The sequence below is a fragment of the Bacteroidota bacterium genome (genome assembly GCA_016722375.1).
In the GTDB taxonomy this organism is placed as follows: Bacteria; Bacteroidota; Bacteroidia; order Chitinophagales; family LD1; genus Bog-950.
The window spans coordinates 174,452-198,705 of record JADKJG010000003.1; the positions used below are offsets into that span (position 1 = coordinate 174,452).

The following is a 24,254-nucleotide window of genomic DNA, read 5'->3' on the forward strand; positions in this document are numbered from 1 at the left end:
ATGAAGCCATACAAACCTTTTCTAATTATCCTTACTGTCATTCTCCTTGACCAGCTATTAAAACTCTGGGTCAAGACACACATGATTATGGGAGATGAAATCATCATCACCAATTGGTTTCGCTTACATTTTACCGAGAACCGTGGGATGGCTTTTGGCCTAGAGTTACCAGGCTTCTGGGGGAAAATGTTTCTAAGCACTTTCCGATTGGCGGCAACAATTGGCGGCACTTGGTATATTTTTCGCCTGCTTAAAGAAAAAGCTCACTGGGGATTTATCTCTGCCTGTTCGATGATTTTAGGAGGAGCCATTGGCAATATGATTGATGGAACCTTCTACGGCGTTATTTTTTCAGACAGCTTTGGTCGCGTTGCAGAAGTCTTTCCTAAAGAAGGTGGTTATGCCAGCTTCATGCAGGGACATGTGGTAGATATGCTTTGGTTTCCGTTGGTCCACGGCTTTTTCCCTGAAAGCTTTCCGATTTGGGGAGGAGAATATTTTGAATTTTTCCGACCGGTCTTTAACATCGCAGACTCGGCCATTACTGTTGGGGTGACCATTATACTGATTTTTCAAAAATCATTTTTCAAAGAAGAAAATCAGACAGCGCTCATACCTGAAAAGCCTTTACAGACAGAAGTTACAGCAACTTCAAATGCTACAAATTAGTCAATAGTAAATTGAAAATCTTGTTGCCGAAAATGGAGAAGGCAACAATGGTGGCAATCAAAGCGCTTGTCAATACGGCAGCCGCAGAAACATCTTTGGCTTTCTTTGCAAGAGGATGGTTTTGAGGGGAGGCCAAATCAACGACATACTCAATCGCCGTGTTGAACAGCTCCGCCACTATCACAAATCCAATAGTTAAAATGATTACACTCCATTCAGCCGTACTGAGGCCCAAATAAGCTCCCGTAATAACCACCAGAATAATTGCAACAAAATGAATACGTAGATTCTGTTGCTCTTTCAGAGCTACCATCAAGCCGACACCGGCATACCCAAAACTTTTAATGAATTTTTTCACAAAACTGAATCAAGTGCTTTTTGCAAAAGCCCATCTTCGTGCTCAAAGTTCACAAAACCCGTGAACTTTTCCGATTCTTTTATCGCACGCTCCAAGTCAAACTCTGATTGCTTCATATAATAAGCAATTCCACGCTTAAATAACTCCTCGGCAATATACTCCTGTTCTGTTTGTCCCGGAGTGGGGATGAAAACAGCTTTGCTACCCAACCTCATCAAATCCATCACGGTGGTATAACCTGAACGAGCAATAATTAAATCACTCTCTTCTATAACCTGGTTTATTTCATCCGATTTGAAATGATTGACAATCGTACACTGATTATCTTTTCTATAGAACGGGTTCATTGCTTCGGTCTTCCCACGGATAATGATAGAAGCATATCCTGACTCTTTCAGTTCGTTCTCCATCATCTTTTCAAAGATTTCCCGTTGCGGCTCGGGACCAGAACAAATCACACAGAGTTTGTATTTTTTCGGTAATTCTTTTTGCTGAAACCTGGATAAGAAACCTATATAGCGCGCATCCATACCATCCACTTTATTTGTCAGGCGCGGGATCATTGATAACTCCGGGGAGGGAATCCAACAGGCATTAAATTTCTTGATCTGTGATTGATGAATCTTATTTGCCAGCGAAGCCACCCCATTGAATTTTTCAGGGATAAGAAGATTCATCTGATGAGTGATAAAGACCGAAGTTACCTTATTGTTTCTGCACCCATACCGATTATCGGAAATAATCAATTCAATCGAATGGTCTTTGATTATTTTCCGGATACTTCTTCCTTCTCTAAAAATAGTCCAAAAGAATTTAGGCAATTGCATGAGCATCTTCCAAACCATAGAGCCCTGAACCGGATAGTGTGGATTATAGGCCGGTAGCTTTAAAACTTTTAGCTCAGGAAATTCGTTTTCAAGAAGATATTGTGATCTGCCATTAGATGCCAGGACAACCTCACAACCTCTTTGCTGCAATTCACGTATAATTGGGATACATCTTGCCGCATGGCCTAAACCCCAATCCAACGGTGCTACTAATACTTTCTTACTTGATTTCAATTTGTATAACTATTTTCGCCGAGGGACGTTTACTCTAGTATGTATCAGCAAATAAAGCATTTTATCAAATATCTGGCTCCCTTGGCTTTGATTTTTATACTTCTCTGCTCTTTGCCTTCGTGTAAAGCTACCAAGTGCGATTGCCCCACCTTTGGTGGACATCGGTTAAGGCACTGAAAAATAATCTTCGCTTGGCCTCTTGACAAGCAGCACTTCACACATTAACTTGTTGTTACAAAACATGATGTATGAAGACACTAAATGAATTATCACCCGGCGAGCGCGCCTTTATAGTAGATATGCGTAACTCGCAACTTTGTCAGAAACTTTTCTCAGCAGGTATATTTCCGGGCTCTGTGGTGGAGGTTCAAAAAAACGATTTGCGGGCCGACTCCATTGTTGTAACTATCAATAACCAGACCTTTATTTTATTGAAAAAAGCAGCAGAATCAATTCTCACCAACTCTGTAACTTTTGAATTGAGTATGAACTGACCCGATTAATTGCCGGTATAATGATAGGGTAACGATACCCTATTCATTTATTATATATCTGCTTTAAAACGAAATACTCCATTCCCTACGCCTGGCTACTTCGTTAGGCAACACTCTTCCATGCTTCCGTTTCAACTTTGGCTGTTTCTGCGGCAGAATGTCCGCGTTCCGGTTAGAAAAAAACCCGCTGTCACCAAAAATAAATTTTGTTTAACCACTAAATCTTTTTTCCTAACCGCTAAGACGGCGTTCTTAACCGCTACAGCGAAATTCTCAACCGCTACATTATTTTTCTTGACCGCTAAACGATCATTCCTGACCGCTAAAGCCGACATACCAACCGCTAAAGCAAAATTCTTGACCGCTACACCATTTTTCTTAACCGCTAGAGCCAAAATCTTAACCGCTACAGGGTTTTTCTTGACCGCTAAAGCCAAATTCTTGACCGCTAAAACCTTTTTCTTAACCGCTAAAAATGTTTTAGCAGTTGAGAAAACAGCAGTTTTGCCCTGTTTTGGTGTTAAATTGATGATTTCTGGCAATTTTCTGGTTTTTAGCCACAAAAAACAGCGCGGCCAAAAACCTGACTTAACTACGACCCGGCTCTTGTCATTATCGAACTAGACAAATCAGAAAAATTACGCCACCGATTGATAAAATAGGTATCTTAGTAACGCGTTATATAATCAAAATAAACACCTATGAATAGGCCATCACCCATTTTCATCCTGACCCTTTACACCGCCAAAATCGGGTTGCGCAATATCAAGGCGATGGAATTTGTGGAGCGCTGGCGCGAATGCATCAAAGCGATGACCGGTAACCCCAATTTTCTTTTTCCATCTCCATCGCTGCTGGCACAGACCAACATGTGCAAGCTCCTGGAGAAAGCCATACAGGCGGCGGAAAGCGGCGACCATAAAAAAATTGCTTATCGCAACGGCGTATTAGAAGACGCCAAAGATATGTTCCGCCTGATGGTGTTCTATGTCAATAAAGAAGCAAAAGGCAATCGTGAAATCATCCGCAGCGCCGGTCTGGAAGAAAAGAAATTCAAGGGTCCATCCGCCCTGCCCGGACAGGTGAAAGGCCTGAAGGCAGAATATGCCGGTATTGCCAAGATCAAACTACTATGGAAAGGCTTGCGCAAAAAACAGATGTACTACCATATCGAATATACCACCGACCCGGTAAAAGGCGTTTGGAAACAAACTAAAAACGGAACGAAAGACGATAGCTACGTTGTTCACGAACTTGAACCGGGCATAGAATATTTCTTCCGTGTGCGCGCCTCCAACTCAGTGGGTGCCGGTGATTATAGCGAGGTGGCGAATTTTAGGTGTGGGTGAGGAACCGTAACGCCCTTTATAAATATTTTATTTTTGGTAGCGCCTGCGCGACAGCTAAGCACGTAAGCAAAAGACATTTGAGAAAAATTCAATCACCGTTAGATAAATTGATTTAGAAAAGCGAAAGTTTTGATAGATTAGTTTCGCATAATAGATGTTGCTCTGCAATGCTATGGCGACACTGCTAACTTGAAACTGACTGCAAGAAATTAACAAACAAACAATGATGGAATATCTAATTACATTTCAACAATTCTTAGACAAACTTGACGAACAAGAAAAACTTGAAAAGGAAAGACAGCGGTTTAAAGAACTTGCTGGAATAAAAAAAACCGAAGGGACTAAAATCCAATTTTCAATTCAGTTGACCTTTGAAAAGCCAACTGGTGCTGATTTATTGACGGAACATAAGCAATACACACAATTTCAAAACACAACCAACAGACACACACGACACCCAGAGAACACTACGATACCCGTAAAAGCACATTATCATATTGTTCCTTCAAATAGTAATAAAGAATTGTATGCAGTCAATGTTGATGGAACAGCACATCACAAGAAAAACAGAGGACATATAGTCCCTAAAAAAGAGGCTGATGAATTAAGGACTCTTGGTGTAACAATTCCGACTAATAATATCATTGAATCAAAGCAGTGGTTTATAACAGAAAGTATTGCAGACAACTACTTGACTTTTTTCTTAATCTTGGACGAAGAGTAAAATTTACTTGCTATGGGAGAACTGAATATAAAATCATCAACAATTGAAAAGTCGCTTGACTTAGCGAAGGACTTTTTACAGAAACTCATTGGACATTCTGTTGATGAACTTGGACTTTTGTTTGCTGACAATGTAAAATTGTGGCGACTGAAAAATCAAATCAGGAATTTAGAGAAGGTTAAAAAGATTGTGGACGAAGAAGGCATTAAGTTGCGACAAGTTAATCTGAAAATCCTTGTTCCATACTTGGACGGTGTATCACTTGAGGACGATGAGATTTTGCAAGACCTTTGGGCAAACTTATTTACAAATTACATTGACACTTCTAAAAATCTGAGAGTAAATGTTTATCCAAACATTCTAAAACAACTATCAACAAATGAAGTTGCTATACTTCAGTATATGCAAGCCAATGGCAACAAGATTAAGTTCAGAGGTTACAATGCACAAAAGGAAATTGAATGTAGTTCAGAAGAACTTTCCAACTTACTACGACTTTCACTGATAAGAGAAACTCTTGAACTCTCACAATATGGAGGTAATGTGGACGAATCAACTGGACAATGGAAATGGGATGTTGAAGAAGTCGCATCAGGCGACTATTACATCACTGACTTTGGTTTTGAGTTTCTAAACGCTTGTGAAAGAGTAAAACAAAAAGCTGAAAGACGACACAACTTCTAACAAACTTTTGTGCGGACTTCGGACGATACATCTTCGTGGCGAAAGCAGCACAGCAGGTAACATAAAGATAAATGCAAATTTTTAAAAAGGGGGCTTTATCGGTAATCAAACAGTGGTGCTTTCTAATTACATTTGTGCGTAAACGAACAGTTGTGCTTTCTATCCCCCTTTTTAAAAACTTCATTTATCCCTTATGCGTCAGGCTGTGAAAAAACGTAAAAGGAACTGCGCTACAGTTCAAAATTTTATTTTTTCTCCGTCAGGTATCTGAATATGAAAAGGTTGATTCACGATCTGACGTTAGCGGCAAGCATACAGACAGACACATCATGAAAATTGACAAACCATCTTTCATAGAACTTTACAAAACCAAATTCTGGACAAAACTTAATGAAAGTATTGTTCCATTCACCGACATGCCGCTTGACAAAGAGGCATTTCTGAATATGCTCCATACTCAAGTAACAGACTTCACTTACACACCAAGCCATCCAAGACACTATATCCTAGTTAATAAACACAATGGGGTAACTCGTTTTGTTCCCACATTCAATCGGAAAGATTACTGCGTCTATTATCTCTGTATTAAACTGCTCGAACATGAAATTGCCGTGAATCGGGTCGAAGGAACTTTTGGTGGTTGGACACTTGGAAATCCAATAAGGCTAAAAGAGGAACAAGAGATTATTGAACTGGACTATGTTCCATTCAATACAATTAACGAATTATCTTGGGCAAGAGAATGGCAGTCATTTCAGGGCATTGCTAGAAAATATAATGAAACCGGTGCATTTGGATATTATATCAACATTGATATAGCCAATTTTTACGACACAGTAAATCTTGCGATACTAGAAAGAAAAATCAGGCATGTAATTCCGAAAAACAAACAAGATGTAGTTACTTTATTACTTCATTTTTTATAAAATTGGAATAAAAGAATTGAAGGATACAATGTAAAAACAGTTGGACTGCCACAAGACGAAATTGGTGACTGCTCTAGAATTTTAGCAAACTTCTATTTGCAAGACTACGATTTTGCTATGAAAACGATTTGCGGCAAATACAAATCACAATTCATTCGATTTGCTGACGACCAAATTATCTTTACTCATGATAAAGAAACGGCAAGGCTAATTTTATTTGAAGCATCAAAAGAACTCTTTAAGATTAACCTTAACATTAACAGTAGTAAAGTAAAGGAGTTTGCCAGCAGAGCAGAGTTTGAAACTTATTGGGCATTTGAAATCTTCGATTTACTCCGAGACAAAGAGAACAAGGACGCTATAAATTGTGGAGTTGAGAAATACTTTCAACTTATTGATAGTAACACACGATTTAAAGATAGTTCGGTTCTTAAAAGATTGCTGACAATAAATTTTAGTCTTATTGAGCCAAAACACCGACATAGACTAATCAGTGGTTTTTTGACAGAGACTTTTTTATTCGGACTTCAACTTTGGCATTTCAGACGTATTCGAGTAGCTGTTAACAATGACAGCGAGTTTTTTGGACAGCTAGACACCATGATTCCTACGGCATTGTTCAATTCTTTTCTTTTCAATCTTAGACTATTCTATTCTAAAGACAGGAAAGAATTTGACTTGACAGTTATTGATGACAGAATTAAAGAACTCGAAAATGCCAGCCGCTAACAGCCCCCACTGGCGCGAGCGTCCGCTCGTGCCAACACCACACATAGCGAGCAACTATTAATGACAGAAGGGCCCTAACAAAATCACTTCTTTTTCCGAGGGTAGTTGCATATAATTTGTAGCGCTACTAAAACGCCAATCTTCTGGTTTAAATACATAACCCGCTTCCACCGGGTTATTATGAATATAGTGCAGTTTCTGTTCTGTAATTTCAGGTGTACTGAGTTCAGCAGGATGATTCCCTTCCTGCCACAATTGAAAGCCCTTGTGATGGGCGCTTTTTTCACCCGCGCGTTTCATCATCCAAAGCATCCATTCTTTTCGACTCTCGCCCGGATGGTTATGAATCGCTTCCTTCAGCGTTCGCGATGTATAGCTTTTAAAATCACGCATGATACCTTCCAGAGGTTCCTTGCTTGAGCCGATGATCAAATGAATATGGCTTGGCATGATACAGTAAGCATACAGCTCAAGCCCTTTATTATTTTCGCAAAAAGTGAGACTTTCCATTATGGTTTTGCAATAATCGGTTCTCGAGAACAAATCTATCCAATAGACTACCGCAAAACTCACGAAATAAAGGTGCCCATCATTTACAAACTTGTATTTGCTGCTCATAAACTAAATATAGCCGTTTTGATTTGGCACGAGCGGACGCTCGCGCCAGTGCAAGGGTGAGAATCAAGGCGCATCTTGCGCTTTAAAATGCCGGAGGCAATTCAAGCCGACACTAGCGAGACGCGCGCGACAGCAGGAAACGAATAAAACGCTTTAGGCACTCTTTATAAATTCCAGCCGTATAGTACTACAATCCATTTCGGGGGCTATATCTATCAGGTAAAATTGCTTTTTATTGAATTCGCGGTTACAATAATCTTCTATGAACTTGGTTTCGCGGGTATTGGCCTCAAGCAACAGGTAATTGTCTATCATCTGTTGTTCGCGCTCTTCGGTAGAGCTAAGCGTTATTATATAGGTTATATCCGGGTCGTTGTTTTCAACCTTTATCAATTTGTGTTCCATCTATATGCTAATATAAGTGTTCGGGCTGCATTGGCGCGGGATTTAGCCTCTTTTCACATTTGTTCCCTCTCGGCGTAGGCTTAGCCTACGCCGAGATGCGGTATTACCGTTTCCAATTATTTCTACCCATCTAATTTCCACGGCTCCAATCACCCACTGGCGCGAGCGTACGCTCGTGCCAACACCACACATAGCGAGCAACTATTAATGATAGAACGGCCCTAACAAAATCACTTCCCTTTCCGAGGGTAGTTGCATATAATTCGTAGCGCTACTAAAACGCCAATCTTCTGGTTTAAATACATAACCCGCTTCCACCGGGTGAGCTAATAGTTATCGGTTCTGTACAGATTTCTTACTTTCGCTAACAAATGTTAGTTATGGCTACCGCTGTATTATCTACCAAACAGAATATACGTCAAGCTGCTCAGCGGCTTTTCCGCGACCGGGGCTATGCGTCTGTTGGCATGCGCGAACTGGCAAAAAAAGTTGGCATCGAGGCCCCAAGTATTTATAATCACTATAAAAGCAAGGACGATATCCTTCGGGAAATCTGCTTTGAAATTGGAGAGCAGTTTTTCAAAGCCGTTGACTCAATTAATACTAATGAAAAGTCGGTTAAAGTACTTCGGGCTTACATCAAGGCGCATATTGGTGTGATGGCGAATAATATGGAAGCATCGAATGTCTTTTTTCACGAGTGGATGTTTTTGGAAGAGCCTAATCTTGGCAAATTCAAGAAAATGCGTCAACAATACGAACAGAAATACAGGGAAGTGATTGACAAGGGGATTAAAAAGGGAGATTTGAAACCTTTAAACACGCGACTTATCATTCTTACTATCTTTTCGGCTATCAATTCCACCTATGATTTGTACAAATCCAGCGAGAAACTGAGCCAGGAGGAGATCGCGGAACAGATAACTGATTTACTATTAAAAGGGTTGAAGAGTTAGTTGTTGGTTGATAGTTGTTAGAAATGAGTGAGTATAAGACATATAAAGAATTGGACGTTTGGAAAAAGGCAAGGTTGCTTGTAAAAGAAGTGTATAGGGTCACAAAGTCATTTCCAAAAGAAGAAGTTTATGGTCTCACCAGTCAGTTAAGGCGTGCATCAGTATCGGTGGCCGCAAATATCTCGGAGGGGTGTGGTCGCCAGTATAAAAAAGAGACGATTCAGTTTCTGCATATAGCCCGTGGATCACTTTATGAAATACATAGGGAAATCAGAATTAAACTAATAACCAGCAACGAACAACTGTCAACTAAATAAAAAACCATGTACGGAAGCACAAACCTGAGCGAAGAAGATGCAAAGCGGATGGACTCCACTGCTGAAGATGCAGTGAAGTTACACGCCTTTGAAGAACGCATTTCCAGAGGTGAAAAGATAGAACCTAATGACTGGATGCCTGCGGAATATCGCAAGCAACTCATTCGGATGATTGAACAACATGCCCACTCAGAAATTGTAGGGGCCTTGCCGGAAGGCACTTGGATTACTCGTGCCCCCAATTTCAGAAGAAAACTTGCTCTGATTGCAAAAGTGCAGGATGAAATCGGCCATGGACAGTTGCTGTATAGCGCGGCTGAAACGCTGGGCAAAACAAGGGAGCAGATGCTGGAAGATTTGCTGAATGGCAAATCAAAATATTCCAATGTCTTTAACTATCCCGCCAAGACATGGGCAGATGTGGCTGTAATAGGTTTCTTAGTGGATGGGGCAGCGATTGTTAATCAGGTGATAAATTCCAAAGGAAGCTATGGGCCTTATTGCCGGGCACTGGAAAGAATCTGCTATGAAGAAAGTTTTCATTTGAAACAGGGACATGACAATGTGGTTTATCTGGCTACCGGCTCGAAGTATCAGCGCGAGATTTTACAGGATGCGATAAACAGATGGTACCGCCCTTTGTTACATTTCTTTGGCCCGCCCGATAAGATGAGTGCGCATAGTGAAAAGCTGATGAAATGGAAAGTGAAGTTGGCCTCAAACGACGATATGCGGAATCAGTTTCTTGATCAGTATGTTCCAAAGATTTTGGAATTAGATATCACCTTCCCAGACCCGAATTTGAAACGAAACAACGATGGCATCTGGGAGTTCAGCGATCCGGATTGGAATGAATTCAAACGCGTAATAAACGGTGGTGGCCCATGCAATGCCGAGCGTATCGAAGTGAGAAGGTATGCCGAAGAAGCGGGTAGATGGGTGCGGGCGGCTTTGATGAATCCTAGTGAGAAGTATGCAGTGCCTTTGGCTTAAAATGTGACGATGATATGGGACAAGGGACAGGTGAAATAGGGCAAGGGGCAAGTGAAGAGAAAACCAAGGCGGTCATTAAAGATAGTTTAGACCAAGTGTTATTCTATCGGGAATCCATAGCGTTGTGGGATTTGTTTTGGGACGATAGTGAAATTATGATGAAAGATTTGCGTGGCAGAGAAATGGTGAAGCAACTCACAAGGTCTGTATATTCCATATCCGCAAATATTGAAGAGGGATACGGGAGAGGATTTGGAAAGGAATATCCTCAGTTTCTCCGATATGCACGAGGTTCTGCAAGAGAAACGAAGGGTGGCTATGAAAAGGCAAAGCGACTTTTACCTGCTAATGTTGTAGAAGATAGAATTGAAAGATTGCAGAAAATTATTGGAGCAATTACAAAAACATTGAAAACACTTTCTGAAAAACAAAAATAAACCAGTTCTCATGTCTCATGTCCCATTAACCGATTCACTAGATCCAAGAATCAAACGCCTCGACCTGAAGAAGGCAGAAGAAGGCGAAGTCCACACCAATAGCCACCTGATAACCTGGGAAGTTTTCCATCAGGAAAAGCGAGGTAAACAGGTGGAGCATGTGGGCATCGTTCACGCACCGAATCCAGAGATGGCTTTGGTCATGGCCAAAGAAGTATTTGGACGAAGGGGAAAGACTACCAATTTATGGGTAGCCAAAACCAGTGAGGTTTATACATTTTCTGCCGAAGATGAAGACATGTTTGAAACGACACCTGAAAAAACATTCCGCGACCCGGCATTTTATAAAGTAAGAGACCGGATTGAGAAATTTCAAAAACAAAACAAAGTAAAGCCATGAATACCGCTGCTGTAAAAGACCTACTTTTAAAAATGGCAGATGATGCACTTATCATCGGTCACCGCAATTCAGAATGGACTGGTATCGGGCCCATGCTTGAAGAAGACCTGGCGTTTTCTTCTATGGCACAAGATAAAATTGGCCATGCACAGGCACTCTATACTATTCTTCATGAAATTTTGGGTGAAGCAAACCCGGATACTTTGGCTTTCAAACGAGAAGAAAAACAATTTCGTTGCTGCCAGTTTGTTGAGCAACCGATTGGCGAATACGACTTCAGTATCATTCGTCAATTTCTTTTTGACCATGCTGAGTTGATTCGCTATGACTTATTGACGCAGTCTTCCTTTCAAGCGGTAGCACAACTCGCAAAGAAGGTGAAGGGCGAAATAAAATATCACGTGATGCACGCCGATACCTTTGTCAAACAACTTGGCAAAGGAACAGAAGAGAGCCATGCTCGTTTGCAAAAGGCATTGAATAATTCCTGGCATCTTGCACTTGGCATTTTTGAAAAAAGTGAATTTGAGGATGTCTTAATAAAGGATGGGATATTTGCCGGTGAGGAAGCATTGAAAAATAGATGGCTGGAAAAAATCACACCAATTATTCAGTCTGCTGATTTGAAACTCCCTGTCACCGATGAAAGCAAAATAGTTTATGGCGGCAGAAAAGGTTTTCACTCCGAATATTTGAAACCACTTTTAGATGAAATGTGTGAAGTGGTAAGGACCGATATAAATGCGGAATGGTGAACGAGTTGACAGCCAACGGTTCACAGTGGACAGAGGCTGCGGTTTGGCAGGTTCTTGAAAACGTCAAAGATCCTGAAATTCCTGTCCTATCTGTTATAGATATGGGCATCATCACGGCTGTTCAAATCTCCAATCCTAAGCCTGAAACCCGAAATGCTATTGTCATTATGACCCCTACCTTTGTTGGCTGTCCGGCTATAGAGGTGATGAAGAAGAACATCTATGAGGAAGTAAAAAAACTTGGTTTTGATGAGGTAAAAGTACAGGTAGATTTTGATGTGAAATGGACTTCGGACCGGATGAAGCCTGAAGCTAAAATAAAGTTAGAAAAATTTGGACTTGCCCCTCCTCCCGAAATGAAAGATGAAGAACTTTCAGAAGAAATGTTGAATCGTGTTCGTTGTCCTCATTGTGGAAGTACCGATACCACACTACGTTCCTCCTTTGGCTCTACTCTTTGCCGCGCCATTCGATTCTGTTTCAACTGCAAGCAAGGCTTTGAACAATTCAAGCCCATTTAGAGAACAGACCCCTTGTTTTATGATAACAGGGACCGAATAGCTACGAACTGGTCCCTATCTCTTGCTAACTGGTACCGAATAGCAGCTAACAGGCACCTGTCTTTGGCTAACAGGGACCGAATCGCTGCGAACAAGCACCTGTCTTTGGCTAACTGGTACCGAGTAGCTACGAACTGGTACCTGTCTCTTGCTAACTGGTACCGAGTAGCAGCTAACAGGCACCTGTCTTTAGCTAACAGGGACCGAGTAGCTACGAACAGGCACCTATCTCTTACGAACAGGGACCGAATAGCTACTAACAGGCACCTGTCTCTTGCTAACAGGGACCGAATAGCTGGAGATGGGTACCGAATAGCAACGGGTCGGTCAAAAATGGAAGAAGAAAAGGACAATTTGGCATGGATCTCGTTGATCCAGAAAGCTTTGATACATACTTATAGCGATTCCTTTTGTCACATATATTTTAGGCAACATTTATGGGCTAATTAATCCGTGAATCTCCAACCGTCTATTAAGGTTAAAGAATGGATATTCAGAGTCTCTCCTCGGGGGACGGAGGTTTTTCACTCCGAAATAATATGCACTTCGGTCCGGCGGTTTTTTTGACGGCCTTGTGATGTGTCATTATGAGCAATAGGTTTGGTGTCGCCATATCCTTTGGCTTGCACTCGCTCTTCGGCGATTCCTTTTTTCTGTAAATATTGTTTCACCGCGTTAGCGCGGTCTTCTGAAAGTTTTTGGTTCGCTTCCGGCTGGCCTACATTGTCGGTATGGCCTGCTATCTCGATTACCAATTCCTTTTTGATGTTCATGTATTCTGCCAATTCATTCAACTCTTTATTTGATTCAGCACGCAGAGAAGATTTGCCCGAATCGAAAAATACATTGTCCAACGTGAAAGTACGCGGCGGAGTAATCGTGATGGTATAATCAAAAGTGAGGCGCTTTTCGTTAGGCACATCCAACACGGCTGATTCTATATCCTGTGTGAAAGCCTTGTATTTTACTTTATACTTCACCCCTACCGGCAGCAACAGGGAGAACTTACCATCTGCTTTTGTCACGCCTGAAAATTTCTTTCCATCCTTTAAAGAAGTAAAACTGACCACCTGATTTTCCTGCGGTTTCTTTTTGTCGTTCACCACCAACACATTGAGCAAACATTCCGACTCAGTAGGTTGAAGTTCCTGAGCAATAAGTGGAGAAGTAGCGCCCCATAGAACACAAAGGAGACAGATGGTCGCAGATTTTAATTTAGATTGTGTTTTCATATCAGTGATTGTCTTTTTACCAGTGTCAATTGCGTTTTATCTGGTTTAATAAAATAGCATTATAATTAAAATAAACTCCCCCCTATTGTCGGTGGTGTTTTGCCCAGATGCTTATAAGCCAATTCCGTCACCTCTCGGCCACGAGGGGTACGCTTGATAAAACCTTCTTTAATCAGAAAAGGCTCATATACCTCTTCAATCGTGCCCGGCTCTTCGCCTACAGCGGTGGCAATGGTGGTAAGCCCTACCGGCCCACCTTTGAATTTATCAATGATAGCGGAGAGAATCCGGTTGTCCATTTCGTCGAGTCCATGCAAGTCCACGTTCAGCACTTCGAGCGCATATTGTGTAATCTTGAGTGTGATTGTTCCATTGCCCTTTACCTGTGCAAAATCGCGCACCCTTCTTAGTAGCAGATTGGCAATACGTGGAGTGCCGCGACTTCTACGTGCAATTTCGTAAGCAGCATCTTCGTTGATTTCTGTTTTCAGAATTTTGGCGGAGCGCTTGATGATATTTCTCAAAACCTCCGCGTCATAATATTCCATGCGGCAGGTAATCCCAAAGCGGGAGCGCAACGGGGCGGTCAGCAAACCGGAACGGGTGGTGGCTCCGACCAACGTAAAAGGGTTGAGACTGATTTGAACCGTCCGTGCATTGGGACCGGTATCAATCATGATGTCAATCTTATAATCTTCCATCGCGCTGTAGAGGTATTCTTCTACTACAGGAGAAAGTCGGTGAATTTCATCAATGAATAAAACATCATTCACTTCTAGGTTGGTGAGCAAACCGGCGAGATCGCCCGGCTTTTCCATCACCGGTCCCGAAGTGATTTTGATATTGACGTTCATCTCGTTAGCAATGATGTAGGAAAGGGTGGTCTTGCCCAAACCCGGAGGGCCATGAAGCAGTACGTGATCCAGCGATTCGCTTCGCTGTTTGGCGGCTTCCATAAAAACGAAAAGATTGTCCACAATCTTTGGCTGCCCCATGAAGTCATCAATAGCTTTAGGCCGCAGGGCACGCTCCACTTCCTGTTCCTCGGAAGTCAGCACCGATTTTTCGGGATCGAGATTTTCGTTCATCGCATCAAAGGTAAACGAAGATTACTCGCACAGAAATGATTTTGCAGATAATTTATCTCAGGAAGATATCTTTTGTCTTCGGTTTATTTCCTCTTGCAATAGAACTAATTCTCTACCTGTTTGTCCGGCCACTGAGGTATTTTCCTGTGCGCGGCGGATGAGATAAGGTATCACCTCCTGCACCGGGCCATAAGGAAGATACTTGGTAGAATTAAATTTCAACTTCGCAAGGTTAAACGTGATGGAATCCCCCATGCCATAAAGTTGCGAAAAGGAAACATGCGAATGATGGCGTTCTAGTTTTTTATTCTCCATAGCTTGCATCGTTCGGTAAATACTTTCCTCGCTTTGCGAGGCCACACATACCGAAACGGAATCGAGATGACTGAGGCATTGATTCACTGCCTCATCGAAATCTTTGTCCACCGCGTCCTTGTTTTCATGAATCGGTGATTGGTATCCTTTTTCTTCCGCCCGTTCGCGCTCTATTTCCATATAGGCACCGCGTACCAGCTTGGCACCAAGAATATATTGCCCTGCTTTCGCTTTCTCTATTTGCGATTGCAGATAGGCTAAGCGATCCCAGCGATAGAGTTGAAAGGTGTTGTTAATCACACACTGTTTCCGGTTATGTTTCGCCATCATTTCCTCCACCAATGTATCCAGCGCATCTTGTATCCAACTTTCTTCTGCATCTACATAGAGAGGCGTATCATTCGAAGCTGCCGCATCACAAAGCAGGATGAAGCGCTCCCGAAATCGTTTGAATTCCTCCTGCTCCTCTCTGTTTAATTTTTCTTTGCTCTGCACTTTCTCGAATAAGGAATGTTTTCCAAGCCCCGTCAGTTTAAGGCATAAGCCTTTGACTGATTTATTTTTCCCACCAAATTGAAGCGCTTCCAGATTCTTTTGAATCGTTTTGTCGAAGTCTTCTTCTGTTTCTTTCAACTCTACACCGTAATTAAGCAAAGCCCCCACCCCCCGGTGGTTCAAGGCCTCAATAGTCTTCTTACATTCTTCAAAAGTTTCGCCGCCACAGAAGTGATCATAGACCGTCCATCGAAAAAGGGCCGAAACCGGGAGGTGAAGAGTTAATGCCAATTGAGCCAGTGAACTTCCCACTTTGACCAGTAAATTATTTCCCACCAATTGAAAAAGGACTTTGGCTTTTCGGAGTTCAGCCGTTGATTTATCTAAGAAGGCAACCTCCGTATTATCAAAAATATCAGGTGAAATATTCATACATTTATTTGGTGAGCGAAGTTGAAAATAAATTCCATTCTCCCGACAAATACTAATTTTAAAACCTAAACTGACCAACCGGATGGATTTTGCCTTTTTGTTTATTGGCTTGCTCGTAGGAGGTCTGTTGGCCTATCTATTTCTGAAATCAAAGAATGACAGCTCACTCAGCGCTGTAAATGAAAAGGCAAGAATTTTTGAAGGAGAAAAAGATATCTTAAAAAAAGAAAGAGATGACAAGCAGGGAGAAATCACCCGGTTGATGAATGAACTTGGCATACAGCAAAACGAAATCGCCAACCTCAATAATAAACTCACTGATAAGGAAAAGGATATTCGGCAGTTAAATGAAAAGCTCACTAATGATTTCAAGGTGTTAGCCAACCAGATTTTAGAAGAGAAAAGCGCACGGTTCACCGAGCAGAATAAAACCAACCTGGATATCATTCTGAATCCCTTCAAGGAAAAACTTATTGAATTTGAAAAGAAGGTGGATCAGACGTATAAAACAGAATCTGCAGAACGAATTACGCTTAAAATCGAAATCAAAAATCTTATAGAACTGAACAAACAAATCAGTGAGGAAGCGAACAACTTGGCTACTGCATTGAAAGGCGACAATAAACAGCAAGGCAATTGGGGAGAGTTAGTGTTGGAGAAGATTCTGGAACGCAGTGGGCTGAGAGAAGGAGTAGAATATAAAACACAGGTGACCACCACGAATGTTGTGGGAGACAAAATAAAACCGGATGTGGTAATTTTTCTTCCTGACGAGAAACATGTAATTGTTGACTCGAAAGTTTCACTTGTTGCTTATGATGCTTGCGTCAATGCCCCGACGGAAGATGAAAGACTGAAATACCTGAAGCTGCATATCGAATCGCTTCGCAGCCATGTAAAACTACTGAGCGATAAGAATTATCAGACTGCTTCGGGCTTTGAATCTCCCGACTTCATCCTTTTATTTGTTCCTATTGAATCCTCCTTCAGTCTGGCGGTTCAAGGAGATGGAGATTTGTTCAACTATGCCTGGGATAAAAAAATAGTGATTGTCAGTCCTTCCACCCTGCTCGCAACGTTGAGAACTATTGCCTCAATCTGGAAACAGGAAAGGCAAACACGCAATGCCATTGAGATTGCAGAAGAAGGCGGAAAACTCTACGATAAGTTTGTGGCCTTCTATGAAGATTTAGAAAGGGTCGGGAAGAAAATGGACGATGCCAAAAAGGATTACGTCGAGGCCATGAAGAAACTATATGACGGCACCGGCAACTTGGTTCGCCGCGCAGAAAAAATGAAAGAACTCGGGGCAAAAAACACGAAGCAGTTGCCGCCAAGCCTTATTGAACGGGCATCAGAATAAACGGATATGAGCTTTTCACTTTTCTCACTGACTATTTATTTCATCATTGCCGCCATCGGTTTTATGATGGGATATCTTTTTAAGCATGCCAAAACTAGTGCTGAGACATTCTCCCCCAATCCGAAAATTGTCTTGAAAATCTATATGCTTTCATTTGTGGTAGCCTTGGTTACCACATACGCGTTGTCCTACTTCGCCACCCATTCGTTGGTGACAAGTGCCTCTCCTGAAGAGGGCGACATCAATTACCATAACGAAAGATCACTAATGATCTTTGCCCTTAATTTTTTCTTTTTCATCTTAGTATTTCTTTCGAACTTCTATTCTCAGTCCGTTAGAAAGTTGACTCCCATACCTTATCTGCTCACCTTTCTCTTTTATGCTATCTTCATCCTGAAAGACACCTACTATGTTTCGGGCTATTATCTCATTTGGCAGGACTCTCTTCAACTACTGAAGGGTGAGATTCCGGATTTTGAAGCCACCGGTTGGGTGAAATGCCTGTTGGGGTTCAACGTGACAGCATTTAATGCCTTTATGATTTGGTGGGGATTTAGAAAATGATAGATTTATTGATTCCAGATTCTCCAACTTTCTTCAGCTTGCAACTCCAACATCTCTAATCCGTTCTTCGTCTTCGCACCTTTCTCTTTCCCTTTTTTCAGAAACAAGGTTTCTGCGGGATTATAAACCAGATCATACAAAAAGTCCTGCGTGCCAAGTTCTTCATAAGGAATAGCCGGAGCCAAATCAATATCAGGATACATACCTGCTGGAGTACAATTGATAAAAAGATTTGAGGCTTTCATCTTTCCACTAATCTCCTGATAAGTCAATGCACCATCCTTCGCACTTCTTGAAATTACCGAAAAAGGAATCTGCATCTTATGCAGAATAAAGCGTACAGCTTTAGAAGATCCGCCTGTTCCTAATACGAATGCGTGTTGCGGGATAGAAGAGAGAAAATTCTTTAACGACAATTCAAAACCTATGGCGTCTGTATTATATCCTGCCAACTTTCCGTCCTTGATATGAATACAATTAACAGCGCCGATTTCCTGCGCTGTCTTATCTGTTTCATGGAGGAAGTCTAATACCGATTCTTTGTATGGTATCGTCACATTAAGTCCGCTTAAACCGGCATGTGATTTTATTAAAGAAGGGAAGCTATCTATAGTTTTCAATGGGAACAAATCATAGCTGCAATCAGTGATTTTCTGCTGCCTAAATTTTTCTTCAAAATATTTCTGAGAAAAGGAGTGACTTAGGGGGTATCCTATCAATCCAAATTTTCTCATGAATTAGATGGACTAATTTTCGTTTTAACTACTTGCCAAATAATAGGAAGCACCGAAACAAATATGATACCGAGGATAACAATCTCAAAGTTCTTTTTCACAAACTCAATATTCCCAAACAGGTATCCAATGACGGTTAGCCCTCCTACCCATAGAATAGCTCCTGTGATGCAGAAAAGAATATACCGACGATACTCCATACTCCCCGCGCCCGCAACAAAAGGGGCGATGGTTCTCACGATAGGAATAAAGCGAGCCATAATCACCGTCTTTCCTCCGTGCTTATTATAAAATGCCTCCGTTTGATAAATATAATCTCGTTTAAAAAACAAAATCCTTTCTCTCGATTTTATTTTGCTGCCCAGAAATTTTCCGACAAAGTAATTCACGTTATCTCCCAACAAAGCAGCACCTATCAGCAAGGGAATCAAAATCATAATATCCAATTTGCCGGTAGCAGCAGCTAGAGCGCCGGCGGCAAACAACAATGAATCACCCGGCAAAAGGGGCATAACAATGAATCCGGTCTCAACAAAAATGATGAAAAACAAAATAGCATAGGTCAGCGTTCCATATTCAGAAAGAATATCGTTCAGATGTTTGTCTAAATGCAGAAAGATGTCAATAAAAGAATGAATGATTTCCATAAGCGGCGGCAAATATAGAAGAATGGATTAGGCGATTTTCTCCCGGTTATACGGAAGAGAGGGTAATGCTTCGTGCTAGTTTTAGTCGCGATATTGTTCGATTACCTGTAAAATTCCCTCATCACTTAGCAGCGCATCATCCATATCGAAGATCATGGTATGTTCATCAAAATTGGTGAGCAATCCTCTTTCTAAATTGAGCAAGGCTTCGTGGCGGTTTCCGGCCTTGAGATAAAATACTGCTTTGATATAAAACAAGTCGGCGCTGTTTTCAAATTTCAGTTCTGCTTCATTCATAGTATGAAAAGCCTTTCTGAAATCTTCTACATAGAAATAGGCCGTAGCCAGATTTATCCAGTTTTGTCTGTTCGAGGTATCACTCTGAAACAACTTTTCAAAAACTTCCACCACCTTTTCGTTATCTCCCACCGACATATAGGCTTCGCCCAAAGCGGACAAATACTCCATATTTTCTTTGTTCAACTTAACGGCCCGTTCATAATTATGAACTGACTTCAACCATTTCTCCTCCATCCTATAATTTTCACCAAGCTGAAAAAAGGCTTCATCAAAATAAGGATCAAGAGAAATCGCTTTGCGAAGGGTAGCACGTGCCTTTGAAAATTCCTTCATTTTACCATAACACTCGGCAGTCTTTAGGTATAACTCCTTATTGGGCTTAGAAATTTTAATGGCCTCTTGATAGGAGGTCAGGGCCTCCGGATATCGTTCCATCATATACAATACATCTCCGCTACAGATATAGGAACCGTCAAAGTCTTCATCAATCGCGGCCACATAGCCAAAGGCATCCAAAGCCTTTTCAAATTGCCCCAGCGAGGTCAAGGCATGACCTAAATTATACCAAGCCAAATGAGAATATGGGCTTTTTTCAATCAACGCTTCGTGAAATTTCACACTCTCCTCATAGCTTTCGGTCAGCTCCATACAAAACCAAAAACGGTTCAGAGCTTCTTCACTTTGAGGGTCTTGTTCCAAGGCCTTCTTTAAGGATTCGACGACTTCAGGATATTTTTCTTGATCCTCATAGATATCCGCCATCTCCAAATATAATTCGCAAAGGTCGTCTGTGTTTTCAGCGATAGACAAGGCGTGTTCTACTTCATTCAGCGCCTCTGAATGACTTCCCTGTAATAAATGTATATCAGAACGGATTAGGAAGATATTGACATCTGTGGGATCTAGGTGTTCCGACTCCTGAAGCGCCGAAAGGGCATCGTCAAAGTGTCTTTGATTCGCCAGGATTTCTGCTTTCTTAGTATAAAAAAAGGAAGAAAAGGAATATTGGGAAATGGCTGACTCTGTTACCCGCAAGGCCTTGTTGTATTCACCGCCTTCCTGATAAAACTCTATGATTTGTTCATAGTCCTCCTCTTCAAAATACACCGACCGTTTAGACTTGACCGCATCTTCAAATTGCTTAACCAAATCTACTATCTCGCCGAAGGACGACTCAGAGTAACCATTCTCTTCCATAAGATGCAATTTACGGTGAAAAAATCTTAAAAACAAGGGGGGTGGCAATTTTTATTTAAAGAACGTTGCGAATTGCCCAATGACCACTCGAAAATAATCTTCCACATCTCTACTTGCCACATAGTTTTTCAACAGCGCAAACGTGGAGTGTATGGTTTTGGAAAGCCTATTTTGCTTAAATAGACATCCATCCATCTACGGAGGATATGAGCCGGGTACAACATTTTGTATTTATAAGCGTTAATGGTTACTTCGCGCCCGTCTTAATAAAAACAAACAACTCCGCGAAGTTTTTAAACATCTGTAATCAGTGACCAAAGCACTTCACCTTTTTCAGTGAAATATATCCGAAACATCAGCCTGTCTTTACTGCTGTTCAGCAGCGTAGGAGCTTTCGCCCAGATTCATGAATTTGGAGTTTGGGGAGGTATCACGAACTATTTTGGTGATTTAAACACCCGCGCATCCATGAAAATGGTTCGGCCCGGTGCTGGCGTTTTCTATCGCTACAACATCAACAACCGTACGGCTTGGCGCACCACCTTTAGCTATGGCATAGCCGAATTTTCAGATGCGGTGGTCAATGTTCCCCGCAATCAGCAGCGAAATCTTTCTTTCAAGACCGACATTTATGATCTCAGCACCTGGTATGAGTTCAACTTCTTTGAATACGACAAAAACAATAAGAAGAAATGGTTCACCCCCTACATCGCTACCGGCCTGACTGTTTTCTTTTTTAATCCGAAAGCCAAATACCGAAACACTTGGTATTATCTTCAGCCCTTAGGAACCGAAGGCCAAAACGACCCCAACTATTCCGGCGTTAAAAAATATCGCCCTTTCAGCTTTGCTATCCCTTTGGTGGCGGGATTCAAATTCAGTTTCAAGCGCTACTGGAATATAGCGATTGAAGGCGGCTTGCGCCAAACCTTTACCGACTATCTCGATGATGTAAGCGGCAAATACCCCAGCTATGTTTCCTTGCCCGGCGGCTCGGGCGGACTGGCAGCGGCGCTTTCCGACCGCTCCTCCGAAATAAGCGGCGCCGAACGAAGCGGCAAACCCGGTCGCCAACGCGGCGAATCACCACAAAAAGATCAATACCTTTTTGCAGGCATCACCCTTTCATACACCATCATGCCTCTTCGCTGCCCAACGGTGAGCCACAAAAGCACCTATAAATAAGTTCGCGAATTATTTATCCCGCAGCTTCTCCCAAATCTCCGGCAACTTCTTAATCAAGGCAAACTGTCTGGCAAAAGTTCGAGCCTCCTGTGCCGGAATGCCGAGATAAGTTTTGCCCGGCGCTAAAGACTGCGCCACCGCCGAAGTAGCCATCACCACCACATCATCGCCTATCTCTATATTCTTATTCACCGCCACTTTGCCATAGAGCGTCACCCGGTTGCCCACCTTCGTGTTGCCCGCAATGCCCACCTGCCCGCAAATAATACAGAGCTCGCCAATCTTTACATCATGCCCCAGATGAACCTGATCATCAATCTTCGTCCCTTTCCCAATCAACGTATCGCCCGACACCCCCGCATCAATCGTACAACCGGCGCCAATCTCCACCTCATCGCCAATCACCACCCTACCGGCGCTGTGCATCTTGTCATAGTGCGTTTGCTGCTTCTTATAATAGAACGCATCGGCCCCAATCGTCGTGTTCGCATGGATAATCACGTTATCGCCAATCTCCGTATAAGCATAAATCGTCGTGTTCGGATGGATCACGCAGTTCTTCCCAATCCGCACCTTTTCGCCGATAAAAACATTCGGATAAACAAAACTGCCCTCGCCCAACTGATACGTCGGCGCGCCGTTCTCCGCCGGTTTCAATTCAGGATGAAACCTTTTGGCCAACAGATTATAAGCCTCAAAAGGCGCTGCATGATACAGCAGCGTTTTGCCCACCGGCACTTCCACCTTTTTATTGATGAGGATAAAACTAGCCGCCGATTGCAGCGTGAAATCATAATACTTTTCATGATCCACAAAAGTCAGGTCGCCGGTTTCCACATTATGGATTTCGTTCAAGCCCACCACCATCGCATCTTCATCGCCCATGATTTCAGCATGACTAAGCAGGGCAATATCTTTAACAGAAACAGGCTCTTTCAATTTCATGCAGCGAATATAACGGCCAATTGAAATAATGATGGCGGCAGCCGGGCTTTCGGCTATATCTTTTTCAACTCGTTTATATTTTAAAGGATGAAAAAGGATGCCGCCTCTATCCCTGCCGCAGGGTAGCCCTCCAAATCAAAAATGTCTTTGCAAGGCTTTTTCAAAAAATAATAAACAACATAAAAGCCGTGGCGCAGACAATCTGTTTAGGTTGGCGAAACGCCAACCGGAGAAAAACTGCCCCTATGGAATCACCAAAATAAGGCCCTCGCTCCAGGCACCGGCGAAATGCGGATAGCGGATGTTGAACCATCGCGCAAAAATCTGCACCCAATATCCCGAATATTCTCCGCCAATGTGAAAGTTGAATAAGGCACGGGTAAATTTTTCGCGGGTGCGCAGTCTATCGGGATTAGCTAATTTTTTTGCCTCTTCATTTTTCGGAACAATGTAATAGGCGACCTCCACCTCACGGGCGCCATCTTCCAGCGGAATGCGGGCGCGGCCTTCGCTATCGGGTTTGCGCACATGGCAACGAAACGAACCGGTTCCATGATGGGTGACCGCCAGCATACAATCGGCCTGAATGCCTATGGTGCGGCGCGTCCGTTTATGGCGGTGGCGCATCAGCGTGAGGTTAAATGATTTTTCATCCACATGGTCGGCCAGGTCGGAGGCGGCAATAAAATCGAGCGCCGGACTGACCAGCTTTCTGAATTCTTTCATGAAACTTTTGATGGGGCCATCTGCACCGTCCATCAATTGTTTGGTTAAAGGGTCTGTGTATTTAGGGTACAAAGTGGTGCTCCATTCGTTCGCCTTGCTTTGTATTTGCGCCACCTGCGCGGCGTTTATTTTCAGGTAAATATACCGCGCTTGATTGCCCCATGCAACGCTGACCGATTGCAAGCGACTGTTGATTGAATAGATTTGTGAATTGAAGGTGGTGATGTTATGTGAGATCCGTCTTTTGGTCATAAAGAGGTGATTTATGAAGGTAAATGTATGATAAATCTAATAAAACGAACAAATTTTGGAGGACTCGACGTTTTAAACCATATTGTCCTGTTTGTAAACAATACTGTTGTTATTTTACACAGTATTGTTTACAATTTAAACAGCGTTGTTATGTTTTAATACGATGTTGTTTATAAAATAAACTGTGTTGTTTCATTTTATCACAGTATTGTGCAGAAAGAGGACATTGTTATTTATAAGCTGGTTTATTGGCTATTTAATACCGTTTCTTGAAGCGGTGGTATCCTTTTTCTTGGATTAAAAGACCAAGTAGATTTTGCGAAGGTCGGCTGATTTTTCGAGGA

The 24,254-nt window shown here is 42.2% G+C and carries 30 protein-coding genes; 17 read left to right on the forward strand and 13 right to left on the reverse strand.

The window, feature by feature from the left end; translation table 11 throughout:
- Positions 1-669, forward strand: coding sequence for a lipoprotein signal peptidase (locus IPP77_04460; protein MBL0308939.1), 669 nt, complete (start codon positions 1-3; stop codon positions 667-669).
- Here the strand turns inward: IPP77_04460 and IPP77_04465 are convergent.
- Positions 659-982 (reverse strand): diacylglycerol kinase family protein, encoded by a 324-nt coding sequence (locus tag IPP77_04465; protein MBL0308940.1) that lies wholly within the window; start codon positions 980-982, stop codon positions 659-661. The genes IPP77_04460 and IPP77_04465 overlap by 11 nt on opposite strands.
- Positions 983-1,023: 41 nt before the next feature.
- Complete coding sequence (locus tag IPP77_04470; protein ID MBL0308941.1) at positions 1,024-2,088, reverse strand: glycosyltransferase; 1,065 nt, start codon at positions 2,086-2,088, stop codon at positions 1,024-1,026.
- Positions 2,089-2,336: 248 nt separating this feature from the next.
- Here IPP77_04470 and IPP77_04475 point away from each other — a divergent pair, with 248 nt between their 5' ends.
- Positions 2,337-2,582 (forward strand): FeoA domain-containing protein, encoded by a 246-nt coding sequence (locus IPP77_04475; protein MBL0308942.1) that lies wholly within the window; start codon positions 2,337-2,339, stop codon positions 2,580-2,582.
- A gap of 131 nt (positions 2,583-2,713) precedes the next feature.
- Here the strand turns inward: IPP77_04475 and IPP77_04480 are convergent, their stop codons facing one another.
- Positions 2,714-3,124: a hypothetical protein gene (locus IPP77_04480; protein MBL0308943.1), complete on the reverse strand. Its 411-nt coding sequence runs from the start codon at positions 3,122-3,124 to the stop codon at positions 2,714-2,716.
- A gap of 159 nt (positions 3,125-3,283) precedes the next feature.
- Between IPP77_04480 and IPP77_04485 the strand changes: the two genes are divergently transcribed.
- From IPP77_04485 to IPP77_04505, 5 genes are all read left to right on the forward strand, one after another.
- Complete coding sequence (locus IPP77_04485; GenBank protein ID MBL0308944.1) at positions 3,284-3,931, forward strand: fibronectin type III domain-containing protein; 648 nt, start codon at positions 3,284-3,286, stop codon at positions 3,929-3,931.
- Between the two features lie 223 nt (positions 3,932-4,154).
- A complete protein-coding gene (locus IPP77_04490; protein MBL0308945.1) occupies positions 4,155-4,655 on the forward strand; it encodes a hypothetical protein in 501 nt (166 codons plus the stop codon).
- Between the two features lie 12 nt (positions 4,656-4,667).
- Positions 4,668-5,339 (forward strand): DUF4393 domain-containing protein, encoded by a 672-nt coding sequence (locus tag IPP77_04495; protein ID MBL0308946.1) that lies wholly within the window; start codon positions 4,668-4,670, stop codon positions 5,337-5,339.
- Between the two features lie 329 nt (positions 5,340-5,668).
- Positions 5,669-6,265 (forward strand): hypothetical protein, encoded by a 597-nt coding sequence (locus IPP77_04500; GenBank protein ID MBL0308947.1) that lies wholly within the window; start codon positions 5,669-5,671, stop codon positions 6,263-6,265.
- 96 nt (positions 6,266-6,361) lie between these two features.
- On the forward strand, positions 6,362-6,994 hold the full coding sequence (locus IPP77_04505) for a hypothetical protein (protein ID MBL0308948.1): 633 nt from the start codon (positions 6,362-6,364) through the stop codon (positions 6,992-6,994).
- Positions 6,995-7,051: 57 nt separating this feature from the next.
- Here IPP77_04505 and IPP77_04510 read toward each other — a convergent pair whose 3' ends face one another.
- Both IPP77_04510 and IPP77_04515 read right to left on the reverse strand, forming a co-directional pair.
- On the reverse strand, positions 7,052-7,612 hold the full coding sequence (locus tag IPP77_04510) for a transposase (GenBank protein ID MBL0308949.1): 561 nt from the start codon (positions 7,610-7,612) through the stop codon (positions 7,052-7,054).
- Positions 7,613-7,765: 153 nt separating this feature from the next.
- Positions 7,766-8,017, reverse strand: a complete 252-nt coding sequence (locus tag IPP77_04515; protein ID MBL0308950.1) for a hypothetical protein — start codon at positions 8,015-8,017, stop codon at positions 7,766-7,768.
- 380 nt (positions 8,018-8,397) lie between these two features.
- Between IPP77_04515 and IPP77_04520 the strand changes: the two genes are divergently transcribed.
- The 7 genes from IPP77_04520 to paaJ are packed head-to-tail and all read left to right on the forward strand — an operon-like array spanning position 8,398 to position 12,396.
- Positions 8,398-8,973 (forward strand): TetR family transcriptional regulator, encoded by a 576-nt coding sequence (locus IPP77_04520; GenBank protein ID MBL0308951.1) that lies wholly within the window; start codon positions 8,398-8,400, stop codon positions 8,971-8,973.
- 23 nt (positions 8,974-8,996) lie between these two features.
- Positions 8,997-9,290, forward strand: a complete 294-nt coding sequence (locus IPP77_04525) for a four helix bundle protein (protein MBL0308952.1) — start codon at positions 8,997-8,999, stop codon at positions 9,288-9,290.
- A gap of 6 nt (positions 9,291-9,296) precedes the next feature.
- On the forward strand, positions 9,297-10,283 hold the full coding sequence (gene paaA / locus IPP77_04530; protein ID MBL0308953.1) for a 1,2-phenylacetyl-CoA epoxidase subunit A: 987 nt from the start codon (positions 9,297-9,299) through the stop codon (positions 10,281-10,283).
- Positions 10,284-10,297: 14 nt separating this feature from the next.
- Positions 10,298-10,720, forward strand: coding sequence for a four helix bundle protein (locus IPP77_04535; GenBank protein ID MBL0308954.1), 423 nt, complete (start codon positions 10,298-10,300; stop codon positions 10,718-10,720).
- A gap of 10 nt (positions 10,721-10,730) precedes the next feature.
- A complete protein-coding gene (locus IPP77_04540; protein MBL0308955.1) occupies positions 10,731-11,120 on the forward strand; it encodes a hypothetical protein in 390 nt (129 codons plus the stop codon).
- On the forward strand, positions 11,117-11,875 hold the full coding sequence (gene paaC / locus IPP77_04545) for a phenylacetate-CoA oxygenase subunit PaaC (GenBank protein ID MBL0308956.1): 759 nt from the start codon (positions 11,117-11,119) through the stop codon (positions 11,873-11,875). Before IPP77_04540 ends, paaC begins: the two co-directional genes overlap by 4 nt.
- Complete coding sequence (gene paaJ, locus IPP77_04550; GenBank protein ID MBL0308957.1) at positions 11,869-12,396, forward strand: phenylacetate-CoA oxygenase subunit PaaJ; 528 nt, start codon at positions 11,869-11,871, stop codon at positions 12,394-12,396. Before paaC ends, paaJ begins: the two co-directional genes overlap by 7 nt.
- A 563-nt stretch (positions 12,397-12,959) precedes the next feature.
- On the opposite strand, the gene IPP77_04555 is transcribed toward paaJ, so the two are convergent.
- From IPP77_04555 to IPP77_04565, 3 genes are all read right to left on the reverse strand, one after another.
- Positions 12,960-13,667: an OmpA family protein gene (locus IPP77_04555; protein MBL0308958.1), complete on the reverse strand. Its 708-nt coding sequence runs from the start codon at positions 13,665-13,667 to the stop codon at positions 12,960-12,962.
- A 65-nt stretch (positions 13,668-13,732) separates the two neighbouring features.
- Positions 13,733-14,755, reverse strand: a complete 1,023-nt coding sequence (gene ruvB, locus IPP77_04560) for a Holliday junction branch migration DNA helicase RuvB (protein ID MBL0308959.1) — start codon at positions 14,753-14,755, stop codon at positions 13,733-13,735.
- Between the two features lie 57 nt (positions 14,756-14,812).
- Positions 14,813-15,997, reverse strand: coding sequence for a proline dehydrogenase family protein (locus tag IPP77_04565; protein MBL0308960.1), 1,185 nt, complete (start codon positions 15,995-15,997; stop codon positions 14,813-14,815).
- An 82-nt stretch (positions 15,998-16,079) separates the two neighbouring features.
- On the opposite strand from IPP77_04565, the gene rmuC reads away from it, so the two are divergent.
- Positions 16,080-17,360, forward strand: a complete 1,281-nt coding sequence (gene rmuC, locus IPP77_04570) for a DNA recombination protein RmuC (protein MBL0308961.1) — start codon at positions 16,080-16,082, stop codon at positions 17,358-17,360.
- Positions 17,361-17,366: 6 nt separating this feature from the next.
- Positions 17,367-17,924 carry a hypothetical protein gene (locus IPP77_04575; protein MBL0308962.1) on the forward strand — a complete coding sequence of 186 codons (558 nt, stop codon included), beginning with the start codon at positions 17,367-17,369 and terminating at the stop codon, positions 17,922-17,924.
- A 5-nt stretch (positions 17,925-17,929) separates the two neighbouring features.
- Here the strand turns inward: IPP77_04575 and IPP77_04580 are convergent, their stop codons facing one another.
- The 3 genes from IPP77_04580 to IPP77_04590 all read right to left on the reverse strand — a co-directional run bounded on the left by IPP77_04580 (position 17,930) and on the right by IPP77_04590 (position 20,802).
- Positions 17,930-18,658, reverse strand: a complete 729-nt coding sequence (locus tag IPP77_04580; protein MBL0308963.1) for a shikimate dehydrogenase — start codon at positions 18,656-18,658, stop codon at positions 17,930-17,932.
- Positions 18,655-19,305 (reverse strand): DedA family protein, encoded by a 651-nt coding sequence (locus tag IPP77_04585; GenBank protein ID MBL0308964.1) that lies wholly within the window; start codon positions 19,303-19,305, stop codon positions 18,655-18,657. The genes IPP77_04580 and IPP77_04585 overlap by 4 nt, the downstream gene beginning before the upstream one ends.
- An 81-nt stretch (positions 19,306-19,386) precedes the next feature.
- Positions 19,387-20,802: a tetratricopeptide repeat protein gene (locus tag IPP77_04590; GenBank protein ID MBL0308965.1), complete on the reverse strand. Its 1,416-nt coding sequence runs from the start codon at positions 20,800-20,802 to the stop codon at positions 19,387-19,389.
- A gap of 336 nt (positions 20,803-21,138) precedes the next feature.
- Here IPP77_04590 and IPP77_04595 point away from each other — a divergent pair, with 336 nt between their 5' ends.
- On the forward strand, positions 21,139-21,987 hold the full coding sequence (locus tag IPP77_04595) for a hypothetical protein (protein MBL0308966.1): 849 nt from the start codon (positions 21,139-21,141) through the stop codon (positions 21,985-21,987).
- Positions 21,988-21,996: 9 nt separating this feature from the next.
- Here the strand turns inward: IPP77_04595 and IPP77_04600 are convergent, their stop codons facing one another.
- Entirely contained in the window at positions 21,997-22,932 is a 936-nt protein-coding gene (locus IPP77_04600) for a UDP-3-O-(3-hydroxymyristoyl)glucosamine N-acyltransferase (GenBank protein MBL0308967.1), read from the reverse strand.
- 243 nt (positions 22,933-23,175) lie between these two features.
- Positions 23,176-23,910 (reverse strand): hypothetical protein, encoded by a 735-nt coding sequence (locus IPP77_04605; GenBank protein MBL0308968.1) that lies wholly within the window; start codon positions 23,908-23,910, stop codon positions 23,176-23,178.
- Between the last annotated feature and the right edge of the window lie 344 nt (positions 23,911-24,254).

What these genes read in the sequence shown, in the direction of transcription:
- IPP77_04460 (MBL0308939.1), top strand. Translation starts at nt 1, where the DNA reads ATGAAGCCATACAAACCTTTTCTAATTATCCTTACTGTCATTCTCCTT.
- IPP77_04465 (MBL0308940.1), bottom strand. Translation starts at nt 982, where the DNA reads ATGGTAGCTCTGAAAGAGCAACAGAATCTACGTATTCATTTTGTTGCA.
- IPP77_04475 (MBL0308942.1), top strand. Translation starts at nt 2,337, where the DNA reads ATGAAGACACTAAATGAATTATCACCCGGCGAGCGCGCCTTTATAGTA.
- IPP77_04485 (MBL0308944.1), top strand. Translation starts at nt 3,284, where the DNA reads ATGAATAGGCCATCACCCATTTTCATCCTGACCCTTTACACCGCCAAA.
- IPP77_04490 (MBL0308945.1), top strand. Translation starts at nt 4,155, where the DNA reads ATGATGGAATATCTAATTACATTTCAACAATTCTTAGACAAACTTGAC.
- IPP77_04495 (MBL0308946.1), top strand. Translation starts at nt 4,668, where the DNA reads ATGGGAGAACTGAATATAAAATCATCAACAATTGAAAAGTCGCTTGAC.
- IPP77_04500 (MBL0308947.1), top strand. Translation starts at nt 5,669, where the DNA reads ATGAAAATTGACAAACCATCTTTCATAGAACTTTACAAAACCAAATTC.
- IPP77_04510 (MBL0308949.1), bottom strand. Translation starts at nt 7,612, where the DNA reads ATGAGCAGCAAATACAAGTTTGTAAATGATGGGCACCTTTATTTCGTG.
- IPP77_04515 (MBL0308950.1), bottom strand. Translation starts at nt 8,017, where the DNA reads ATGGAACACAAATTGATAAAGGTTGAAAACAACGACCCGGATATAACC.
- IPP77_04520 (MBL0308951.1), top strand. Translation starts at nt 8,398, where the DNA reads ATGGCTACCGCTGTATTATCTACCAAACAGAATATACGTCAAGCTGCT.
- IPP77_04525 (MBL0308952.1), top strand. Translation starts at nt 8,997, where the DNA reads ATGAGTGAGTATAAGACATATAAAGAATTGGACGTTTGGAAAAAGGCA.
- paaA (MBL0308953.1), top strand. Translation starts at nt 9,297, where the DNA reads ATGTACGGAAGCACAAACCTGAGCGAAGAAGATGCAAAGCGGATGGAC.
- IPP77_04535 (MBL0308954.1), top strand. Translation starts at nt 10,298, where the DNA reads ATGGGACAAGGGACAGGTGAAATAGGGCAAGGGGCAAGTGAAGAGAAA.
- IPP77_04540 (MBL0308955.1), top strand. Translation starts at nt 10,731, where the DNA reads ATGTCTCATGTCCCATTAACCGATTCACTAGATCCAAGAATCAAACGC.
- paaC (MBL0308956.1), top strand. Translation starts at nt 11,117, where the DNA reads ATGAATACCGCTGCTGTAAAAGACCTACTTTTAAAAATGGCAGATGAT.
- paaJ (MBL0308957.1), top strand. Translation starts at nt 11,869, where the DNA reads ATGGTGAACGAGTTGACAGCCAACGGTTCACAGTGGACAGAGGCTGCG.
- IPP77_04555 (MBL0308958.1), bottom strand. Translation starts at nt 13,667, where the DNA reads ATGAAAACACAATCTAAATTAAAATCTGCGACCATCTGTCTCCTTTGT.
- ruvB (MBL0308959.1), bottom strand. Translation starts at nt 14,755, where the DNA reads ATGAACGAAAATCTCGATCCCGAAAAATCGGTGCTGACTTCCGAGGAA.
- IPP77_04565 (MBL0308960.1), bottom strand. Translation starts at nt 15,997, where the DNA reads ATGAATATTTCACCTGATATTTTTGATAATACGGAGGTTGCCTTCTTA.
- rmuC (MBL0308961.1), top strand. Translation starts at nt 16,080, where the DNA reads ATGGATTTTGCCTTTTTGTTTATTGGCTTGCTCGTAGGAGGTCTGTTG.
- IPP77_04575 (MBL0308962.1), top strand. Translation starts at nt 17,367, where the DNA reads ATGAGCTTTTCACTTTTCTCACTGACTATTTATTTCATCATTGCCGCC.
- IPP77_04580 (MBL0308963.1), bottom strand. Translation starts at nt 18,658, where the DNA reads ATGAGAAAATTTGGATTGATAGGATACCCCCTAAGTCACTCCTTTTCT.
- IPP77_04585 (MBL0308964.1), bottom strand. Translation starts at nt 19,305, where the DNA reads ATGGAAATCATTCATTCTTTTATTGACATCTTTCTGCATTTAGACAAA.
- IPP77_04590 (MBL0308965.1), bottom strand. Translation starts at nt 20,802, where the DNA reads ATGGAAGAGAATGGTTACTCTGAGTCGTCCTTCGGCGAGATAGTAGAT.
- IPP77_04600 (MBL0308967.1), bottom strand. Translation starts at nt 22,932, where the DNA reads ATGAAATTGAAAGAGCCTGTTTCTGTTAAAGATATTGCCCTGCTTAGT.
- IPP77_04605 (MBL0308968.1), bottom strand. Translation starts at nt 23,910, where the DNA reads ATGACCAAAAGACGGATCTCACATAACATCACCACCTTCAATTCACAA.